Genomic DNA, 19,075 nt, shown 5'->3' with positions numbered 1-19,075 from the left:
AGAGACATCGACAGCCTCCAAGAACTCGCCTGCACCACCATCCATCACCCAGAGAATCGCCTAATAACCAGGCAAGACAGATGAAAACGACCTCTAAGTACCTGTTTGTGATCTCACCGCTGAGACGCGTCTGATGCTGTCTCGATCACGCGGTGGTGGAGGTCCGAGTCACTACGCTGAGCGCTTTCACACCTCGGGAGGTTCGGTTGGTACGGCGGAGCACGCTCGGGCAGGGCTTCCGGCAGTTGTGGGGCGCCTACGCGGTCAGCGCGGCGGGCAGCGCCGTCGGCATGGGGGCATTGCCGTTGATTGCCCTCCTGGTGCTGGGTTCCTCTGCGTTCCAGGTCTCTCTGCTGGCTGCGTTGTCTGCAGTGGCCAGTGGCGTGATCGCTCTGCCGCTCGGTGTGCGTATCGAGCACCAGTACAAGCGGCCGGTCATGATCACCGCCGACCTGGCCCGCTGCGTTCTGCTGGCGAGCGTCCCGGTCACCATGGCTTTTGGCAGGCTCACCTACACCCAGCTGTGCGTCGTCGGCGTTCTTCAGACGGCGGCCTCTGTCGCGTTCGACGCGGCGAGTGGCGCACATCTGAAGGCACTTGTCCTGCCCGAGCATCGCCTTCGTGCAAACAGCCTGTTTGAGACGACCAACTGGATCAGCGTCAGCGCCGGCCCGCCCCTGGGCGGGCTTCTGATCGGGGCGCTGGGTACGGCCGCCACGATGGTGGTCGACGCGCTGTCCTTCCTCGGATCGGCCCTTGGTATCCGTCGCATCCGGCAGCCTGAACCCGCGCCACCGGCCCGCGTCGCCACCTCTCACCTGGGCCGCGACATCGCTGCCGGTTGGCAGTATCTCCTGCGGCATCCAGGACTGCGGCCGCTGTTCTTCAACGCGCTGCTCTTTGGTGGATCCATCATGATGACGTCACCGCTGATGGCCGTCCTCATGCTGAATGACCTCGGCCTGGCACCGTGGCAGTACGGACTTGCTTTGGGACTGCCTTGTCTGGGCGGCGTGCTGGGCTCACGCTTGGCCCCGCTGCTCACCCGGCGATTCGGACAGCGCCGCATTCTGTTGCTGTCCGGTGTTGCGCGGACGATCTGGACGATCCTGCTGCCACTGGCGCCCTCCGGTGCCCTCGGCGTGTTCGTCATTGTGGCCGCCGACTTCGGCCTGCTCTTCTCCGCCGGGGTCTTCAACCCGTCGTTCACCACATATCGCATGGCGGCCACACCGGACGCTTTCATGTCCCGCGTCGGCACATCCTGGTCCGTCGGCTCGAAGTCATGCCAGGCCGCCTTCATGATCGCTGGTGGTCTCATCGCCGCCCCAATGGGGGTTCGCGGTGCCCTGCTCATCGCTGGGCTGCTGTGTATGGCGAGCGCGTTGCTCCTGCCATGGCGGAAGGAACGCATCTTCACGAGGGATGTTCCGGCGCCCACGACGGAAGCGGCTCCGTCCCCGGTCACGGATAGTCCCTCCGCATAGCGGTTTCGCCGGATTGCACGGGTGTGTCAATTTAACGGCTGATCTTGGTTGTTGATGGTCAGTTGTTGCTTGGGGTGAGGCGTCCTTCGAAGGCAATCTGGAACGCGTTGAGGGGTGCTTTCCAGCGTATGGTCCATCGCCTGCGGCCCTTGCCGGTCGGGTCCAGGCTCATCAGCGCCATGTAGATGCACTTGAGGGCGGCGGCCTTGTTGGGGAAGTGTCCGCGGGCGCGAACGGCTCGGCGGATGCGTGCGTTGACGCTCTCGATTGCGTTCGTGCTGCAGATGACCTTGTGGATTTCGACGTCGAAGGAGAGGAATGGTACGAACTCGGCCCAGGCATCGGACCACAGCTTCACGATCGCCGGATACTTCCGGCCCCACGCTTCCTGGAACTCCCGTGGCTGCGTCTTCGCCGATTCCGACTGGTTGCTTCTGGAACCAGTGGATCCGAGGGAGCGGCAGGAAGATCACGTACCAGGACGGAAGCGCCGACTGCTACTGAAAGGGTTGTACAGGCGGAGGAGGCAATTCCGTAACCGGGCGGCGCACGCTCGATCACGCTACGTCCCCCGCAGGCCACCTGCTTCCGCGGCAGGGAAGGATGGCCCCACCATCCACCCTGCGGCCTGGAGCGTGGCTTGCTCTCCGGGCCCGGTACTCCGAGGATTTACTCTTGATTCACCACCGGACGGCGACTCTGATTGTGGCGCTCTCGGGTCTGATGCTCTCGGGATGCGCCTCAGGCTCACCCGCGCGACCGAATGCCGGGCGGCAGGTGGTCCTCGACCGGCTGGCCGCAGCCGACGACACTCCCTACTCGGCTGCACTCGACGCCGTCACGCAATCCGGAACCAGACGACTGCAACATATGGCCGGGCGAATCAACCTCAACGCGCCTTTGACGGGGCGCACGACGGACGAGACCGAGCAGTACACCGAAGACGTCGTGATGACCCGGCAAAAGGTGTACCGGCGAGCGACCAGCTCCCACGGCGTATGGCAGGAGTTCCCCGCGTCGACAGCCAAGGGCGGCGTTCCCGTGGACCGGCTTCCACAGTACGTGCGCCTCATCCTCGCCCACGGAGGCTTGGTGCACCGCGACACCGAGACCCTCCGGGTGTCGGCTCGCCTCACCCCGAAAGAGATCGAATCGGTCGACAAGATCACCGGACGCAATCTGCGCCCCGCCACCGCCATCGACGCCGACGTGTGGGTCGACAAGGAGGGGCGGATCGTACGCATACACCAAGTCGTCCACTTCGCGTCCGACGCTGACATTCGCATTGTGCTCACACTGACCAAGTTCAAGAGCGCCGTTTCGGTGAGCGCGCCGGTCGCGAGGTGAGCAAGGTTCCGTCACAGCCAGGAGGCCCGAGGCACTCTGTATCTGTCACGGGAATCAGCGTTCGCGGAGACGGCAGGGCCCTATCCGCCGGGTAGACGACGGAACCTGGGAGCTACCAGGCGGTGTCCTGGAGCTGGACGAGGAACCATGGCGGGCGTTGCATGCGAGGTCTTCGAGGAGACCGGCATCAATGTCAGGGTCGGCCAACTCTTCGGCGTCTACACGAACCTGAAGCTGGTGTCGTGGCCTTGGACTTTCGCTGCGAGCCTTCGGCCGGCACCGAGAAACGTCCCGGGCGGGACAGCATGCGCGAGCAAGGCGCCGAGTCGGCTGTCGACAACCGCGTTTCGTAGGCAAACCGTTGTCAGCACGATGTTGCCTGGCAGGTCCGGCACTCGCATCCTGACGGTTCAGCACGATCATGATGAAAGAACGAAGGTTTCCCGCACATGCAGCAGATCCCCGACCTCGGCAAGAACTCGCTCGGCAAGCCGGATCCGTGGGCCAAGTTCCGGGGGCTCGCCTGGTGGCAGTTGGTCCTCTCGATCGTGCCGATCCTCCTGCTGCCGGTCGGCGGGGCGATAGGCGGGCTCATCGGGGCGGCGGGCCTCTCCGCGAACCTCGTCCTCGCTCGCAAGCCGTTCGCAACGCCGGTCAAGATCCTGGCGATGCTGGGCGTGGTGCTCGCCTCCTATCTCGGGTACTTCCTCGTCGCGGGGCTCGCCTACAACCTGCTCAACGGCTGACTCTCCGGTCGGGATCCTGATCTTGGCGGCCGGAGCGAGGTCCCGGGGCCCCTTTCGCCCTGTTCCGAGTCCTTCAGATCAGGGCCGGGTATCCGGTCCCGCATCGTGTCGGCGAGCAGGCTTGCGGCCGCGTCCGGCAGGCCGGGGGCGGTCTAGGGCGCAGATCAACGCCGCGCCCTCGACCATGGTGTCCTGCTTTGGTGCAAGAGCCGGGCTGGCGCAACCGCGCCGCCGCCGACCACCAGATCGTCCACGACCATATCGCCCGGTACGGCGAGCACTCCGCGCAGCGCCTGTTCACCAGGTCGTTCGTCGCGACTGTGCAGCGCCTCTCTCCCCAGTCGCAGACCATGACCGGCACGATCGCCGAGTGGGAGCAGTGGACCGGCATGGTGTTCCCGGAGACGGGTGACTACGTCATCCCGGGCGGGCTGAGCCTGCTACGGGTCGACCAGTCCGCTGACCAGGGCACTTATACGGAGCCCAATATCTGGATGCAGCACGTCTGAGCTGAGTGCACAGGGCGTGATGGCGTCGCACGGCGTTCTCGGTCCAGGGCAGCGTCTACAGCGTCACCACACCATAGAAACGGACAAGTCGACCAAGGCTGCACTTTGACGAAGCCCTGGGGTGCCAGCCGGTCAGATCCGTTGTGACAACCTCACCCCAGCGGTGAAGACTTCGAGGCGGTCATCGGTCGGCGGATCCGGTCGGACTCGGTGGCGCGGTCCACCGCCAGCACCCTCGGCCGGACGGCCCGGTAGCGGTCGTCCGTCTCGATATCCTGCGCGACGCCGGAAGCCGCAGCGTCTCACTGGCCCCGGTGAACATGCTTGCGTCCGGCGGGATCAGGTTCTTGACGCGGGCACGGTCCGGATGACGCCAATGAGGGAAGTTCTGGGGGCCGACCGCGCGGTGTCCGCGGCCCCGGTACCGTCCCGTCACGACCGCACCGCACGCTAAGGTCGGCAGGCGAAAACAGGCCAAGGCCAGACGTGAAGACGACCTGCGGGACACGCGATGTGCGTCGCACGACCGGTGGTGAGTGAACACCTGATCCGAACGTGCAACTGACGGTGGCCGGAAGTCGTCCTCTGCGACGAGCCGACTAGGTACACCGAGAATCGGGACAATAGGGGGAAACGTTATGAACATGATGTTGAGGAAGAGCCGACGCAGACCGGGCGTTGTCCGGGTGGCCGTCCTGGGCGCCTGCGTGGCGGGCGCGTTGGTCCTCACAGGGTGCAACGGCGACGACGTGACAGGTTCGGACGTCGGCACGAGCACGAGCCCCACGAAGGCGGGGAGCACCGGTGGCGGCACAAGCACCGGCAACGGGACGGGCACCGGTACGGCGAGCAAGAAGCCGGCCGCCACGCCGTCTTCGGGCTCGGGCAGCGCCGCCGAGTCCCCCGGAGCAGCTCCGACCGCGTCCTCGTCCCCCATTGCCGCGGGGTCGGGTGCGGGGGGCGCCGACGACGGATGCGACCACAAGATGCCGATCTCCCCCGACGAGGTCGCGGTCTACCGCTACACCCCCGAAGGGGGATCCCTCAACCTGATCGTCAAGCACGGCAACTGGGGCTGCGGATCGCCCGACTCCGATGGCGCGCCGTTCGAGACGGTCGGCAAGGAGACGTTCATCCCGATGGACCAGGCCGCGTACGTCACCGTCACCAACCCCATCGTGGAGAGCACCGAGAACCAGCACATCGGCGTGCAGGAGTTCCTCGACTGGCTGGAGGTGCACCCGAACTCGGGACTCGTCTTCACCTACCACCTGGGCGCCGATGGTGCCATCGACCGCCTCGACGAGGTCTTCACCCCCTGACAGTGGCCCTTGCGCGCAGGCGCCCGGACGACGCCTGTCGTGCGGGCGTCCGCTCACCGCCCGCACAGTCGTACCGGCATTGGGCCGCGGGTCATCGGCGACCTTGGGGTCCGTCAAGATCCGCTGGTACTGCCACGGTGTTTGCTCTGATTGTTGGGCAGTTCAGGGGCTGTGTCCGCGTCGTTCGTAGTGGCTGATGCGGGCCTGGTACTGGCATCTGCGGTGCCAGGTCGACCAGTGCAGGATGTGGTCGACCGGGGTGGGGCGGCTGTCGGTGAGGCGGGTGATCAGTCATCGGATATCGGCAAGGCTGAGGTGGATGAGCTGGGAGGATACGTTTCTGCTTTGTCCATGTCCAGTGCCGGCTCATCGGTCTGCGCGGGGTCGCTGTCGGTGTCTTGGAGCCGGACGGCTTCTCGCCTGACACCCCGTGCGGCCGGTCGCATGCGAACTCTTGGGCCGTACGGCCCGACCCGCCATCGTGTGGTCGTGCGAACGCTTGCGCCGCTTCCGTGCAAGTACGGGATGAGACCGCCACCCTGGCGGCCTCGGACAGGAGATTCCATGGACCCGGACGAGGATCTGCTGATTCGCGCCGCAAGCGAGCCCGCGGCATTCGAGCCCCTGGTCGACCGGCACTCCGTCGCCCTGCACGGCTATCTCGTACGCCGTGCACCGACAGCGGCCGACGACCTGCTCTCCGAGGTGTGGCTGCAGGCCTATTAGGACTCCGTTAGGTCTATCTCGATCTCGGCGTCGTGCGTGCTGTGGCGGGCAGGGCTTGGTGGCAGGTGATGCAGACACCGGTCCAGCACCTCAAGACGTCCTGGAGGGTGTCGAGGACTTGGTAGAGGGTGGGGCCGGTGCGGGCACTTTTGGGGCCAGGCGCTGTTCGGTGAGGAAGGCGTGGGCGGCGGTCGCGAGGGTGACGTGGTGGTGCCATCCGGGCCAGGACCGGCCTTCGAAGTGGTCCAGGCCCAGGCCGTGTTTGAGTTCGCGGTAGTCGTGTTCGATGCGCCAGCGGACCTTGGCCAGACGGACCAGGTCGGCGACCGGTGTGTCGGCGGGCAGGTTGGACAGCCAGTAGTCGGTCGGCGCATCGGCGCCGGCGGGCCATTCGACCAGGAGCCAGCAGTCGGGCAGGACTCCGTCCCACCAGCCCTGTTCTGCCGAGGCGGCAGCCTTGATCGGACGCTCGACGGCCTTGCCGGCCGGGCGCACGCGCAAGGCGGCGAACCGGGAGCGTAACGCCCCTCGCGAACCGTTGCGCCAGGTGAGAGAGGTGAATGCCTCCCGCCCGAGGCCGACGGCCAGGGCTGCCACCGATGGTGCTTTCTGCCGGTAACGCGGCTGGGGCCAGCAGCCGATGGGCCCGTTGCGGGCCGGGGTCACGGGCTTCGCGTCGAAGGGGTGGGCGCTCACGTCCGAGCGGACGGCCAGGACGTAGGCGAGCCCGCGCTCGGCCAGCGCGGACCGCAGGTGAGTGTTAGTGCCGTAGGCGGCGTCGGCCACCACGGCCGGCGGCTTCATGCCCCAGCCGGCGAGCGTGTCGAGCATGTCCAGGGCCAGGCGCCACTTCTCGTGGTGCGTGACCTCCGGCGGAATGCGGGTGAGGGCCCGGCGGTCGGTGTCCGAGGCCCACTCCCGGGGCAGGAACAGGCGCCATTGCAGCGGGCAGGACGCGGTATCGGTCGCGGCGTGGATGCTCACAGCGACCTGGCAGTTCGCCCGCTTGCCCAGGGCTCCGCAGTACTGCGGAGCCACACCGACCGACATCTGGCCGTCCTTGGGCACCGACACATCGTCGATAACCCAGGCTGCCGGGTCGATCAGCGGCAGCATGCGTTCGTTGATCCGCCGTTGCACCGGCACGGGATCCCAGGTCGACTGGTTCACGAACTGCTGCAGGTTCTGCTCGTTGCCGTCCGGCAGCCGCGAGGCCATCGCCTGGATCGACTTGCGGCGACCGTCCAGCATCAGCCCCCGCAGATAACAGTCGCCCTTGGCCCGCTGGTCCTTGCGCGGCACCGACGCGAACACATCAGCGACGTATAACGCCAACGTCGCCCGGACACGGTTCACTTCATGTGCGTCCACACACCCAACATGCTCTTGATCAGCACTGATAGGAAGACCTAACGGAGTCCTACTATGCCACCCGCCACACCTACGACGCCGCACGGGGTCCCGCCAGAGGCTGGCTGTTCGGCGTCGCCAGGAACGTACTGGCCCGTCACTGGCAGACCGTGTCCCGGGCGACGGACGCTTCGCAGGCAGCGTCGGAGATCCCGGAGGGCGACCCGTGGCGGGCTGTCGACCAGCGACTGGACGCTTCCGCAATGGGGCCCGAGCTGCGCGAGGGGCTCGCCCGGCTTCCCGAGTCGGAGCGCGAGTTGCTCCTGCTCGTCGCCTGGGAGCAACTGACGCCGACCGAGGCCGCGGCCGTCGTCGGCATCCCCGCCGGCACCGCCCGCTCTCGCCTTCACCGGGCCCGCACCCGACTTCGTGTCGCGCTGACAGGGACCACCCTCACGAATTTGACGGGAGACTTCGCATGACGCACGAGGAGCAGGACACCTACGTACTCGACTTCCCGGGCGCCACTGCCCTCAAGAACGCCGGCCGGACCGAACCACCGGACCCGGCGGTGCTCACGGCGGCCCACGCTCTTCTGCGCCAGGCGATGGCGGCGGACACCGAGCATGCCGTACCCGCCACTCCCGCCACCGCCATTGTGGTGACGCCCCGCTTCGGCAGGCGCCGGCTTCTCGCCTGCGCTGCCGCAGTCGCAGCCGTCGCTGCGGGTGTGGCCATCCTCCCGGTGGTCGATGTCGGCAGTGAGCCGGCAGCCAGTGTCTCAGCGGCCGATCTCTTCAACTCCATGGCCGACCGGGCCGCTTCCGGGACCCAGCGGAACACCCCGTACTGGAAGACCACGGTCAAGACCTGGGTGGAAGGCGACAGGACCCACACTGACGAGTACTACCTGAGCCGCAATGCGCTCGTGATCAAGACCCAGAACGGCCGAACCGTCGCGAAGAAGGGTCCGCGGGGTGGCACGAGCTGGAGTGTCGGCAACCGGCAGGTGAGCTGGGACAACCTCGACAAGCTCCCCACCCGACCGGACGCACTGCGTCGTCTCCTGTCGGCGGGCGCACAGGGAGCATCCGCCGCCGAGCAGACCGTCCGGCAGTCGGGCGAGCTGTTGACCAACTCACCTGCCTCTCCGCGCCTGCGCGCCGCGCTCTACCGCGTTCTGGCGGACACGCCTGGCGCCGAGGTGACGGAACGGGTGAAGGACGGAGCCGGCCGGATCGGCACCGAGATCTCTTGGAAGTGGTCCAAGAACTTCGCACACAGCCCGCACGATCCGAAGTGGATCGTGCGGCCGTCCGACGGGCAGCTCCTCGAGATCTACCACGTGCGGGACGACGACGCGGCCCACGTCACCGAACGGGACACGTATCTGTACGTCGGCCCGGCCGACAGCCTGCGCTGAGCCGTCGTCAGCGGGAACCGCGGGGCAGGCTACCGGCGGTTCCCGCCTCGACCTCACCTTTCCGCAGGACGTCCCCGATCGTGGCTGCTCCACGCTCTGGCTGGGCGCCGCACGCCCCCGGGGGGCCGGCGCGGGCACCCGTCAGGCGACTGCGGCGGAACGACGTTCGGCCACAGGCGGCGCGCAGGGCGGACACAGAGTCGGCGGGACGCCCGGGTTCCGGGTGAAGATGGCTTGCCGCACGACGTGCAGTCTCCAGTCACCTTGTGGATGCGGGCCACCTCGGCTTGCGCGACCTACGGTGCGAGGGACCGGCTCCAGCTGCCAGCTGTGGCTGCTGATTACGTCCAGGTCGGCCGACGCCGCAACGCCATCCCCTCGGACGGCGGCGGTACCGGCCGCAGCGACGGCAACGACTGACGGACCGGGAGCCCTGACGCGAGAACGGTCTGTCCATCGCGGCATGCCTGGGCGAGGACTTCCTCGCCCAGGCACTGCACCGCGAACACCGCCACGTACCCGGCGCCCTCGATGTCGCCGGACTGATGACCTGGGACGACCTCAACCAGATCCTGGCCGTGCACCGGCTGGAGCCGCCGCGCATGCGGCTGTCCCGCGACGGCGAGACGCTGCTGGTCGGCGGCTACACCACACCGGTCGCCACCCGCCGCCACACGGTGTGGCACCGCCTCCACCCGGCCGAACTGCACAGCCGCCTCCAGGAGGGCGCATCCCTCGCCCTGGACAGCGTCGACGAACTCCACCCGCCGATCGCCCGCCTCCGCGAAGCCATCGAGCGCGAGCTGCGCACCCGCGTGCAGGCGAACCTCTACGCCTCCTGGAGCGCTACCGAGGGCTTCGGCGTCCACTGGGACGACCACGACACGGTCGTGGTCCAGCTGGACGGGGCGAAACGCTGGCCGCCAAGCTCGACTACTACTGGCACCTGCGCAAAGTCATGGCCGACCGCGGGATGTTCTCCACCACCGACCTCCTTCCACTGCTCGCCGAACGCGGCATCACGCTGTCCACGAGCCAGGTCTACCGGCTCGTCGTCGAGCGACCGGAGCGACTGAGCCTGAAGATCCTCATGGCCCTGCTCGACATCCTCGACTGCACCATGGACGACCTCATCGAGCCCATCGCGGCAGCCGGCACGGCGAAGAAGCAGAAGAAGGCAGCCGCCGCCGGCTCGGCGCCCGAGTCGGAGGGACTCGGCGCCGAGAGGACCCGAGCCGTGGTCACCGCGGTCGCGGGCGGTCGAGCGAAGTCCCGCCAGGTGGCCAAGGCTTTGGTGATGCGGTCGGCCGTCCTGACCGACGGCAAGGGATCTACTCATCGAGCTCCGCAAGGCCGGCGCCTTGGCGATCGCGGCACCGGTCTGCGCGGAGTGCGGCAAGCAGCTGCGAACCATCCAGCGCAAGGGCCAGGACTGGTACTGCTCGGTCTGCGGGGAGAGACCGTTGAGTGCACCACCTGCGGAAACGTCCGACGCATCAGCTTCCGGGACCGCAAGGGCCTACCCCGCTGCAAGATGTGTCCCGACAAGGATGACCGCGATCCCGTCACGGTCGTCCACTAACAACCTCAAACTGCACACCCTCGCTGACGCCGTGGTGCGGGTGCCCGGTGCCTCCGCCGGCGCCGCACGCTGGTTCCCCCGCCGTACGCGGCGTGCCGCTTCCGGCCTGCCGGGCCTGGTAGCCGCGGGGGAGGAGAACGACGTGACGCACGGGATGGTCCTGGACCGAGGCTTGCGGGTCCTGCACATCACCGAGACGGAGATGGGCAACGTGCAGCTCACCGAGCAGGGAATGCTGCGCCTGAGAAGAACACGGGATTGAACCGCCGGTTCACCGACTTCTTCGCCCTCGTCCGTGACTCCACCACTCTGTGCGCCCAGGCGGCGCAGTCGGGCCACCAGACGACCATCAAGGACGTCGAGTCATCCGCATCTTCGACGAGGCCTCCCGTGAGACGATCCTGCATGCCGGTAGCCGGGCCGCGCACAGCCTCCCCGTCACCAGCCCCACCGGACAGGTAATCGGGATGATCTCCTCGCACCACGAGCAGCCGCCGGCGGGGTTCACTCCGACGCAGCTGGCCGCTCTGGAGGCGACCGGGACCATGGTGAGGACCGTCACCCAAACGGCCCGATTTCCGCCAGCGGGGACCGGGGAGGGACGGCCTGTCCTTCCCCCGAGCACCACCCGGAGACTTCCGTGTCTGACGTGAACAGCCCCTACAAGCCCGGTACTCCCTGCTGGATCGACCTGATGGTCCCCGACCAGCGGGCAGCTCTCGACTTCTACTGCGACCTGTTTGGCTGGCAGGGCGAAGTCGGCCCGCCCGAGACCGGCGGGTACGCCGTCTGCACCCTCAAAGGCAGGCCGGTCGCCGGGATCATGAAGGCGATGAACCCGGACGGCACGGTCCCCGACCCCTTGCCCCCGACGGCGTGGACCACCTACCTGTCCACCGACAACATCGACGCCACCGTCAAGTCCGCCACCGACGCGGGCGGCACGGTCATGATGGGCCCGACGGACGTCATGGACCTCGGCCGGATGGCCGTGATCACCGACCCCACCGGGGCCGCCGTCGGGCTGTGGCAGCCCGGCACCTTCGACGGCGCGGGCATCGCCAACGAGCACGGCGCGCTCATCTGGAACGAGCTACTCACCGCCGACCCCCAGGCCGCGTCCGCGTTCTACTCATCCATCCTGCCGGTCACTACGCCGCGCTCCGAAATCCCCGGCGTCGAGGGCGTCATCGAGTTCCAGGTGGACGGGCGCGCGGTCGGCGGGATGACGGACCTGGCCCAGCTCCCGCCGGGCGTAACGCCGCGGTGGCAGACGTACTTCCAGGTGGACCACGTCGACGAGGCCCAGGCCGCCGCCGTCCGCGCCGGCGCCACCGTCCTCACCCCGGCCTTCGACATGGCGGTTGGCCGGATGGCCGTCCTCTCCGACCCGCAGGGCGGCGCCTTCGCGGTGATCACCACGACCAGCGCGGAGCAGCCGGCCTGACCGGATATGACCCAGCGGGAGGCGCACGGTCAGCCTCCGGTCGTTCTGTGGTGGGTGCGGGGGCCGGCAGAGCCATGCCTCGCCCAGGCACATGCCCCAAGCGCAGCCGAGGTGAAACGCGTGGACAGGGGCCATGGGATCATTCCGAAGCGCCAGGTCCTGAGGTCAACGGCAGGCCAAGTATTTGATCACGACATGCCGAGCTGAAGGAGATGCGTGTGTGGGAGAAGCTCTTCGTCACCATGATTCTCGCGATCATGGCCGAGTCACTCCTTCGCCGGATACGGAGGCGGTGGCACAGGATGCGCGTCCGCCAGACGGTCGCTGCACTGAGCCGTGGGGACACCGCCCGCATCCGCTGCGCTGCACGATGCCGCAACTCAGGCGGCGGTCGACACCGTGCGCGCCTTACGGTGGAAGCCGAAGGCGCTTCCCTTTCCACCAGTGACGGAACAGTTGAGCAGCTGCAGTTCAGAACTCCGCTCACGAGTGTCGAGGTCGTTCCCGAGCGCTCGATGCTGGTGTACAACACAGGCGGACGGCAGTTTGAAATCTTGCTTCCGGCGGGGGAAGACCGCCTCTTCGATGCCGTCGTGGCCAGGCTCTTGGGCCGCGGCAGCGAACACCTGACCGCCGGCACCGTCTCAAGCTCCCTTTTGGGTTCGGCTCCCGCGCACCACAAAAGCTGAGCCAGAACCCGAGAACCGACAGCGAATGTTCACCAGTTTCGACAGCACGGAGTGGTCCGGAATCCTCGAACGATGGTGGCTTGATGACACCTGTCAGACCTCGGGCCTAAGGTGTGCCGGTGATCTTCAGAAGGAAGCAGAAGGCCGCGGACCTGGCCGCCGTCATAGCAGAGCTGGAACAGGCAGTGGCCGCTCGAGACGGTGGCCGCACCGAGCGTGCGTTCAAAGCGGCGATGAGTGGCCTGCAGTCGGCAACGGGCACCGAATGCGTGCCGGTGGGACCCCGGTTGGCCGCGCTACTCCCTGCCTTGCCGCCCACCGGTCCGCGCCCGATGCTGGCGACGATGGCCGGCTTCTGCGTGGAACGCGGTGCCGATCCGGCGGCCTGTGCGGAGCCGGTCCTCGACGGCACCCACCGGGACCTGCTCGATGCCCTGGAGTTCGCCCGCCGCTGGGCCGACGCCGGCGGTGCCGGGGACGAACTGCCAGAGGCCGACGAGAAGATCATCGACGACGCGCTGATAGCCCGGCTGGGTGGCGAGGCGCACGAGGCGTTGCGGCTGGCGCTGGCCTGGTGCTCGGTCGAGGAGTGGCAGCCCCCCGCGCTGGCCGTGCTGTGCCGCAGCACCGAGGTGCGCCGAAGGCACGCATCCGCGCTCCTCCCCGCCTGCCGCGACCTGGCGGCCCTGGAGCGGCACGACCTCAAGTGCCTGGCCTACGCGCTGGCGATCCTGGACGACGAGCCCCTGGTGGTGTTGCACCGGCCCACCGGGACCGGGTTCGAAGTGCGCATCGGGGGCATCGGGGACAACTTTCAGTTGCACACGCTGCTCGCCCATGTGCTCGTCGGCGGCGGCCACGTGCCCGGCACCGCACCGTCGGCGGAGAGCGTCCGTCTGGCCACGGACCCCGAGCCCGCTCAGGGGCGCACCGGGGCCGTCGCGTCCGGGGCCTTCGAACTCCTTGCCTCGGACGGGGAGCGTATTTGGAACGAGGGGCTGCCCGACGATATCCCTGTGGTGGAGGGGCGCCGTCTGCTCGTGCTGGACGAGCCGATGTACCCGCGCAGTTGGAACGCCGACCGGTTCTTCCCGATGCTCCCGGCGACGGCCGAGCTGACTCGTGTGCTGTCCGCCGACGAGGTCCAGACCTGGTTCGCCTACACCTGCTGGACGTCCTGACCCGCTCACCCGGCGCCACCGCTCGGCGTCGGCTGCTGCCGCGGTCAGAAGTCGGTACTCGGGCCTGGCCTGTCGATTTTCGGTTCTGGCACAGATCTTGGAGAGCAATCGCAGAGAGTGGTGGACGTTCGAATCTGCTCGACTTCCCGCTCGCCATCGGGTCGGCCCAGCAGAACACCATGGCGAAGTTCGGCGCGTCGGGTTTTGAGGCCGCCGCGGTGACGGCCTTCGCGGCCGCGGCCGGCGCGGGAATGCCCGACCTCCGGTACGTCACCACCAGGACCAGCGCCGCCTTCGACCGGCCCTTCGGCTTCCTCGCCCTGCACCGCCACACACGGCTCGTGCTGACGGCAGGCTGGGTCACGGATCCGTTGCCGTTTCCCGAGGATGACTGGGAGGACGAAGGGTGAGCGAGACGACACACTTTTTCTGGCGAATTTTACCCACATATCATGCGATGGGATGGGGCGGCGATGATGGATGGCGAGCTGCAAGGACTTTTCGAAAAGGCCTATTCGGCCATCCAGGAGGAGGAGCTTGATCTGCTGAATGAGACGCTCCCTCAGGTTCAGAAGCTTGCTGATTCCGGAAACCCCTATTTTCAGGAGGTAATCGGGGCCGCAGCTCTTGAAATCGAAAAGGATTACCCTAAAGCATATCGGTACCTCAAGCTTGCCGCAGACGCCAGGATCTCATCCGCCCAGCGAGGCTTGGGTCACATGTTGGCCCTAGGACTGGGTGTTGAGAAGGACCTTGAGATGGCGGCAGCCCTCTTCTGTAAGTCCGCGAATGCTGGTGACCCATTCGCGAAATATAATCTAGGTAACATGTATCTGCAAGGCTTGGGGGTTCCCGAGTCTGAAGAAAGAGGAACTCGGCTGCTAGAAGAGGCATCGGATGCCGGCCTAGCAGCCGCATCGGCGCAGCTGGCAGATATGAAGGGGGCGATCGGTGACTATGGGGGAGCCCGGGGAATCCTCGACAAGATTGTCCCCGGGGGAGAAATTCCTCCCTTGTCGGCAAAAAATTTCTCCGCCATGTGCTATCACGGCATGGGAGGTCCCGTTAACAAAATTAAGGCGCTCGGGGGTGCCTTGAAATCAGTAGAACTCGGTGATCGTGATGGCATTGCCGGCAGCCGCACTATAGCGGGGGAACTGACCATGGCCGAGATTAAAGAGGCTATTGCCTGGTCAAATGTTGACAACTGGGCTGAAGCATTTCTTGCCTGCGCCCGCGATCGGTGATGCTGCACCGAGCTCGTGCGCGGCGACGGGTGCGACGACCGCGACCTGGCCGGCATGCAGTGCTGCGCCGCGCAGGTCTCGGGCCGCGCCCATTGCATGGCCGCAGGCCGCGCGTGCCTACATCATCTGCCTCACCACGTAGGACACGGTCTTAGGGAGGACTTTCATGATTCGTCCACAGGTTAGTGATTTCGTCGCTCTAGGTGCGCTTCCCTCTGAGAGGGGTGAACCTGATGAGGTCCTTGAGCAGGCTGTTGATCGTGCCGGGGCTCTCTTGGATCTCATTGAGCGCCCGGTGACTGACGAGGAGGCGCACGCTCTAGCTGAGTGTTTCGGTGAGGACTTGTGCTTTGGTCTGGCCTGGAACCTGCTGCATCTGATTGAAACCGCGCCCTCCGCGCGCGTAAGGCAGCCTGAGAAGGCAAGGCACTGGCGTGAAGGTCTTACAAATCTGTAACTTTGGCAGCCGTCTAGCAGCCTTGGCCTGACTCTGTCTGCAGATTTTGCTGCAATTCGACGATGTTGTGCTTATGTTGTGAGAATTGACGAAGGTGTCATTTCTTGACGGGGTCGCCAAAATTGAGGATCATGAGGGATGAATGGAAGCCAGGCCTCCTAGGGTCACCCATATTGATGAATTTCTCGTAGGGTGATGTGTGAAGTGAAGGTGGAGTGCCGGTAGCGCTCTTCGAGCTCGTAGAATATTTGGGAAACCTGGAGGTCTGGAAAGCATGTCGTACCTGATCATGGGATTCGTTGCCCTGCTTGCCGGTTTCCGTTCACTTGCGTTCCGTCGCCGACAGTTGAGCGCGGCTCCCATATCTTCCTCGCTGATAATAATTCGTCCGGTGTTCCTCGGCGTGCTCGGTTGGACCGGAATTGCTGCTGGGCTTTTCTTGTTGGTGGGCGGAATCGTCATCCTTGCTCAGAACTGAAGTCAGCCTCACAGCCGGGATTTCAGCACGTCGACCTCACATCGTCCGCCAGGCCCGCTCGGACACCGCGTTGCGGCCCGGTTTGTACTCGATCCATGCCCGCTCGGTGTTGTGCATCAGCGGTGGTCGACGTAGGTGACGAATCCGCCCACTGTCCCCCGCAGTGCATCCGCAGCGGAAGGCCTTGTCGCGCATGCTCGCGGTGTGCTGCGCCTCGGTCATCGCATACGGTGCGCGGACCCCAGTTCCACGCCGCACAAGCACACGACGTAGCCGTGACGCAGGGCGGTGGCCGCCCACTCGAGGTCGTGCGTGACCCAGGTCCGGGAGTAGATCTCACCGTCGGGCCTCCGCAGTTTCAGCCGGGAGTAGGTGTACCCGAGGCACAGATCCAGTTTTGGCTGTTCATCGGGTATCCCGTGCAGCTCCCATCCAGGCATCAAGCGCAGGTCGGACTACGCCGCCCAGGCCAAAGCCACCGCAGGCTGGATCAAATCCCGCTTCGAAAGCTGCCAGAAACGCCCCTACGACCTGCTCCTGCGCGACTTCAGAGGCACCATCAGCCTCGGCCGTCTCAAATTCGACCAGTGGATCCTTGGCTTCTCCTACGACGGCAGCCGCCGTGTCGACTATGTCGCCAGCATCGACAACATATGGGTCCAGCCCATCCCCGCGCGGCCCGGCCGCCGACGCCGCACGGTGCGTTCGTCCGTGCCTCTGGTGACCTGTGGGCGTCGGCCGCCAGGTGCGGAAGCGGATCTGACTGGAGGAACGTCCGATACGCAGCCACCTTCGCGGGGCCGCACGGTGGGACGGCTCTGACAAATCCGGTAGTGATCACTGGACAGGTGACGGGCCAGTCAGGGGATCTAGTGATCGTTTCTGGATTTTGCTGTGGAGCGGCATGTCTTCGAGCTGGGGTTTTCCGTGTGGACGTCGGGAGTGCTCCGAAATGCAGTGTTGGTGATTGCTTCGGAATGTGGTGATCGTCGCCGGATTCCCTATGGCTGGGCACCAGTAGGGTCGCGGAATGAACGTAAGCGTCCAAGCCTCGTTCGATGCCGCGGTGCCGGACGGTCCTGGGGCATCGCTGATCCGGTGGTTCCGTACCGCCCGCACCGGGCTGTACCGCGGCTTGGTGGAGGCGGAGGCCGGGAGCGGGGGAGGGGTTGTCTCCGCGGCGCATATCGTCCCGGACATCGACGACCTGGTGCGCCGCTTCCCCCGCATCGGGAAGACGTGGCCGCAGTTCGAGGAGGAGCTCGCCGCGTTCCCGTGGGGCGCCCAACTCGTGTTTCTCACGCAGGGCGGGGAGCCGGAGGTGCTGGGCCGGGCGAGTTCCTATCACGTCCTGAGGGACGGTTCCATCTGGCGCGCATCGGCTTTGACCACTGTCAACTCCCCGGATGACGCCGCGTCCTGCACCGCGGTGGTGGACTTCCTGCACGCCGCGCTGGATGGGAGCAACCCCCTCTACGGCCACATCGAATGGGACGACTTCGACGAACTCACCAACCTCGATACCGTGCTGCGCCGCAAGCCGCGCACGTCCCTGCGCGAGGGCAGGCAGTTCCTGCGCGGCTACGCGTGGGTGACGGTCTGTCCGGCGGAACTTGCGGCGCGCCTCGGCGGCGCCGCAGCGCTGGAGGACTCGGGCGCGTTCCACCGGGTGCTCCCGTTGCGGGCGAGGGGTGTGCTGCTCCAGGCATCGGCCACGATGGACGGGTACACGGACCAGGTGATGGAGGGGGTCTTCGAGACCCTGGCTCCCGTGCTGCCGCCGGGCGAGCCGAGCCCGGACCCCGCCCGCCCTGACACGCGGTTCGTCCCGCGAGACGCCGCCACGGTGCGCTGAGTTGCTTGGACGCTGCCACGTGTGTCCCCTCGCCGCCCACCTCCAGCGCCAGGACCTCGACGCCTCCCTGCTGCGCCGCTACCGGCAGTTTCCTGACCCACCACCCGCGCCCGCGTCGAACAACACCACGGCCGGCTGGCGGGTTCAGAGTGCGATCGGCCGGTACTTCAGAGCCGCATCGACAATCTGCTCCGCAGACGCGTCCTGGAGGTCGTCCGAGGGGTGGAAGATCAGGTCACTCATGCGGGGGATTCTGCTCGACGGCTCCGCTCAGGGCTGGTCGTTCGCCGTCCACCAGGCGGCTTCGTTCTCTGCTCTGCTCGAGCAGTTTCCCGAAACCGGATAGAAATGGGACGATTCCTAACCCTTTCCCTCCTGACGGGCGTAACGGGTGCCTGATCCGTCGGGGCTGGCGAAGTGCGCGGCTCCGACGCAGGCCGTAGTTGACGACCGTTTTGGTGTCGATATGCCTGTGACCTGCAGGTCAGCCGTATCCGTATCGAGATCCGCCTCCGCCTGTCCCGTACCGTCTGAGTGCCTAAGATCCACTGATGCACCGATCCCCCTCCGAGCTCATAGCGCAGTGCCGGGAAAACTTCGGCTCCGGGCCGCGGTCGTTCTCCTGGCGAGAGCGGCGGACGTATCTCCGCATACCTCGTCGGATATGGATGTCCGGCGATCCCCTGCTCGAGATTCTCAAACGGCAGGACTTTCTCCTGGAGCAAGGCGTCGTGGTCTGGGCGTCGCTGGTGCAGGCCAACAATCTTCTGTACGAGCCGGGCCGTACCGATCACCCGGCCGTCGTGCTCTACAGCGCGGACCAGGAGTTCGACGACCGTCCCGAGCACCTGCAGTACGTCGCACGCAGGCTGTTCTCCGTCAAGGGCAAGCTCCTGTCGGATCCGCTGCTGCAGCCGTTCGCCAACATGCTCTGCAGGGAACTGTCCCGGGAGATGCGGATGCCGGTCCCGCAAAGCCTGACCGGTAGCCCCGACGTGTACTGCACGGACGTGATGGTTGCCCGGCGGCACTTGCCGACAGGAACACTCAACCACGCACTCTTCCCGTTGATCATCCATCCCACCTGCGACGAAACGATGATCCTGCCCAGCCGCTTCTGGCCGGACGACTTGCGTAACGCCTGGGAGAGCGTGCCGGCCTGAGTCCGCACACTGTGCACGACGACGAGGCCGTTGCGGCCTGGTTCACCTGCTCGCGTCCCCTGGCCT

The 19,075-nt window shown here is 66.4% G+C and carries 19 protein-coding genes and 5 pseudogenes; 21 read left to right on the top strand and 3 right to left on the bottom strand.

The window, feature by feature from the left end; genetic code table 11:
* The first annotated feature begins 206 nt into the window (after positions 1-206).
* Positions 207-1,487, top strand: a complete 1,281-nt coding sequence (locus tag ACFRIC_RS40200; RefSeq protein WP_382796808.1) for an MFS transporter — start codon at positions 207-209, stop codon at positions 1,485-1,487.
* A 58-nt stretch (positions 1,488-1,545) separates the two neighbouring features.
* Here ACFRIC_RS40200 and ACFRIC_RS40195 read toward each other — a convergent pair.
* Positions 1,546-1,908: pseudogene (locus ACFRIC_RS40195) on the bottom strand (transposase); the annotation flags it as partial.
* A 254-nt stretch (positions 1,909-2,162) separates the two neighbouring features.
* Here ACFRIC_RS40195 and ACFRIC_RS40190 point away from each other — a divergent pair.
* From ACFRIC_RS40190 to ACFRIC_RS40165, 6 genes and pseudogenes are all read left to right on the top strand, one after another.
* A complete protein-coding gene (locus ACFRIC_RS40190; RefSeq protein ID WP_382796790.1) occupies positions 2,163-2,834 on the top strand; it encodes a hypothetical protein in 672 nt (223 codons plus the stop codon).
* A 53-nt stretch (positions 2,835-2,887) separates the two neighbouring features.
* Positions 2,888-3,121: pseudogene (locus ACFRIC_RS40185) on the top strand (NUDIX domain-containing protein); the annotation flags it as partial.
* Positions 3,122-3,283: 162 nt separating this feature from the next.
* Positions 3,284-3,580, top strand: coding sequence for a hypothetical protein (locus ACFRIC_RS40180; RefSeq protein WP_382796788.1), 297 nt, complete (start codon positions 3,284-3,286; stop codon positions 3,578-3,580).
* A 197-nt stretch (positions 3,581-3,777) separates the two neighbouring features.
* Positions 3,778-4,089, top strand: coding sequence for a hypothetical protein (locus ACFRIC_RS40175; RefSeq protein WP_382796786.1), 312 nt, complete (start codon positions 3,778-3,780; stop codon positions 4,087-4,089).
* A 644-nt stretch (positions 4,090-4,733) separates the two neighbouring features.
* The gene (locus ACFRIC_RS40170; RefSeq protein WP_382796784.1) at positions 4,734-5,411 is read left to right on the top strand and encodes a hypothetical protein; all 678 of its coding nucleotides are present in this window, start codon (positions 4,734-4,736) and stop codon (positions 5,409-5,411) included.
* Between the two features lie 564 nt (positions 5,412-5,975).
* A complete protein-coding gene (locus tag ACFRIC_RS40165) occupies positions 5,976-6,137 on the top strand; it encodes a hypothetical protein (RefSeq protein WP_382796783.1) in 162 nt (53 codons plus the stop codon).
* Positions 6,138-6,227: 90 nt separating this feature from the next.
* On the opposite strand, the gene ACFRIC_RS40160 is transcribed toward ACFRIC_RS40165, so the two are convergent.
* On the bottom strand, positions 6,228-7,508 hold the full coding sequence (locus ACFRIC_RS40160; RefSeq protein ID WP_382796781.1) for an IS701 family transposase: 1,281 nt from the start codon (positions 7,506-7,508) through the stop codon (positions 6,228-6,230).
* Between the two features lie 89 nt (positions 7,509-7,597).
* On the opposite strand from ACFRIC_RS40160, the pseudogene ACFRIC_RS40155 reads away from it, so the two are divergent.
* The 12 genes and pseudogenes from ACFRIC_RS40155 to ACFRIC_RS40100 form a co-directional block, all read left to right on the top strand.
* Positions 7,598-7,969: pseudogene (locus tag ACFRIC_RS40155) on the top strand (RNA polymerase sigma factor); the annotation flags it as partial.
* Positions 7,966-8,910, top strand: a complete 945-nt coding sequence (locus ACFRIC_RS40150) for a hypothetical protein (RefSeq protein ID WP_382796780.1) — start codon at positions 7,966-7,968, stop codon at positions 8,908-8,910. The pseudogene ACFRIC_RS40155 and the gene ACFRIC_RS40150, both read left to right, overlap by 4 nt.
* 545 nt (positions 8,911-9,455) lie before the next feature.
* Positions 9,456-9,776 (top strand): annotated as a pseudogene (locus ACFRIC_RS40145) (hypothetical protein); the annotation flags it as partial.
* Between the two features lie 50 nt (positions 9,777-9,826).
* A pseudogene (locus ACFRIC_RS40140) lies at positions 9,827-10,070 on the top strand (helix-turn-helix domain-containing protein); the annotation flags it as partial.
* Positions 10,071-10,460: 390 nt separating this feature from the next.
* Positions 10,461-10,754 carry a hypothetical protein gene (locus tag ACFRIC_RS40135; protein ID WP_382796778.1) on the top strand — a complete coding sequence of 98 codons (294 nt, stop codon included), beginning with the start codon at positions 10,461-10,463 and terminating at the stop codon, positions 10,752-10,754.
* Between the two features lie 49 nt (positions 10,755-10,803).
* Positions 10,804-11,145, top strand: a complete 342-nt coding sequence (locus ACFRIC_RS40130; RefSeq protein ID WP_382796776.1) for a GAF domain-containing protein — start codon at positions 10,804-10,806, stop codon at positions 11,143-11,145.
* A complete protein-coding gene (locus ACFRIC_RS40125) occupies positions 11,142-11,939 on the top strand; it encodes a VOC family protein (RefSeq protein WP_382796806.1) in 798 nt (265 codons plus the stop codon). The genes ACFRIC_RS40130 and ACFRIC_RS40125 overlap by 4 nt, the downstream gene beginning before the upstream one ends.
* A 218-nt stretch (positions 11,940-12,157) precedes the next feature.
* Entirely contained in the window at positions 12,158-12,628 is a 471-nt protein-coding gene (locus ACFRIC_RS40120) for a hypothetical protein (protein ID WP_382796775.1), read from the top strand.
* Between the two features lie 344 nt (positions 12,629-12,972).
* A complete protein-coding gene (locus ACFRIC_RS40115; protein ID WP_382796773.1) occupies positions 12,973-13,809 on the top strand; it encodes a hypothetical protein in 837 nt (278 codons plus the stop codon).
* 179 nt (positions 13,810-13,988) lie between these two features.
* A complete protein-coding gene (locus ACFRIC_RS40110) occupies positions 13,989-14,219 on the top strand; it encodes a hypothetical protein (protein WP_382796771.1) in 231 nt (76 codons plus the stop codon).
* Between the two features lie 42 nt (positions 14,220-14,261).
* Complete coding sequence (locus ACFRIC_RS40105; protein WP_382796769.1) at positions 14,262-15,056, top strand: tetratricopeptide repeat protein; 795 nt, start codon at positions 14,262-14,264, stop codon at positions 15,054-15,056.
* Between the two features lie 731 nt (positions 15,057-15,787).
* A complete protein-coding gene (locus ACFRIC_RS40100) occupies positions 15,788-15,991 on the top strand; it encodes a hypothetical protein (RefSeq protein WP_382796767.1) in 204 nt (67 codons plus the stop codon).
* Between the two features lie 218 nt (positions 15,992-16,209).
* Here ACFRIC_RS40100 and ACFRIC_RS40095 read toward each other — a convergent pair whose 3' ends face one another.
* Complete coding sequence (locus tag ACFRIC_RS40095; RefSeq protein WP_382796765.1) at positions 16,210-16,431, bottom strand: hypothetical protein; 222 nt, start codon at positions 16,429-16,431, stop codon at positions 16,210-16,212.
* 590 nt (positions 16,432-17,021) lie between these two features.
* On the opposite strand from ACFRIC_RS40095, the gene ACFRIC_RS40090 reads away from it, so the two are divergent.
* On the top strand, positions 17,022-17,846 hold the full coding sequence (locus ACFRIC_RS40090) for a hypothetical protein (RefSeq protein ID WP_382796763.1): 825 nt from the start codon (positions 17,022-17,024) through the stop codon (positions 17,844-17,846).
* A gap of 668 nt (positions 17,847-18,514) precedes the next feature.
* Positions 18,515-19,009, top strand: a complete 495-nt coding sequence (locus ACFRIC_RS40085; RefSeq protein WP_382796762.1) for a hypothetical protein — start codon at positions 18,515-18,517, stop codon at positions 19,007-19,009.
* The last annotated feature ends 66 nt before the right edge of the window (positions 19,010-19,075 follow it).

The organism is Streptomyces sp. NPDC056738 (assembly GCF_042790435.1).
In the GTDB taxonomy this organism is placed as follows: domain Bacteria; phylum Actinomycetota; class Actinomycetes; order Streptomycetales; family Streptomycetaceae; genus Streptomyces.
This window is presented reverse-complemented; position numbering and strand designations above follow the sequence as displayed.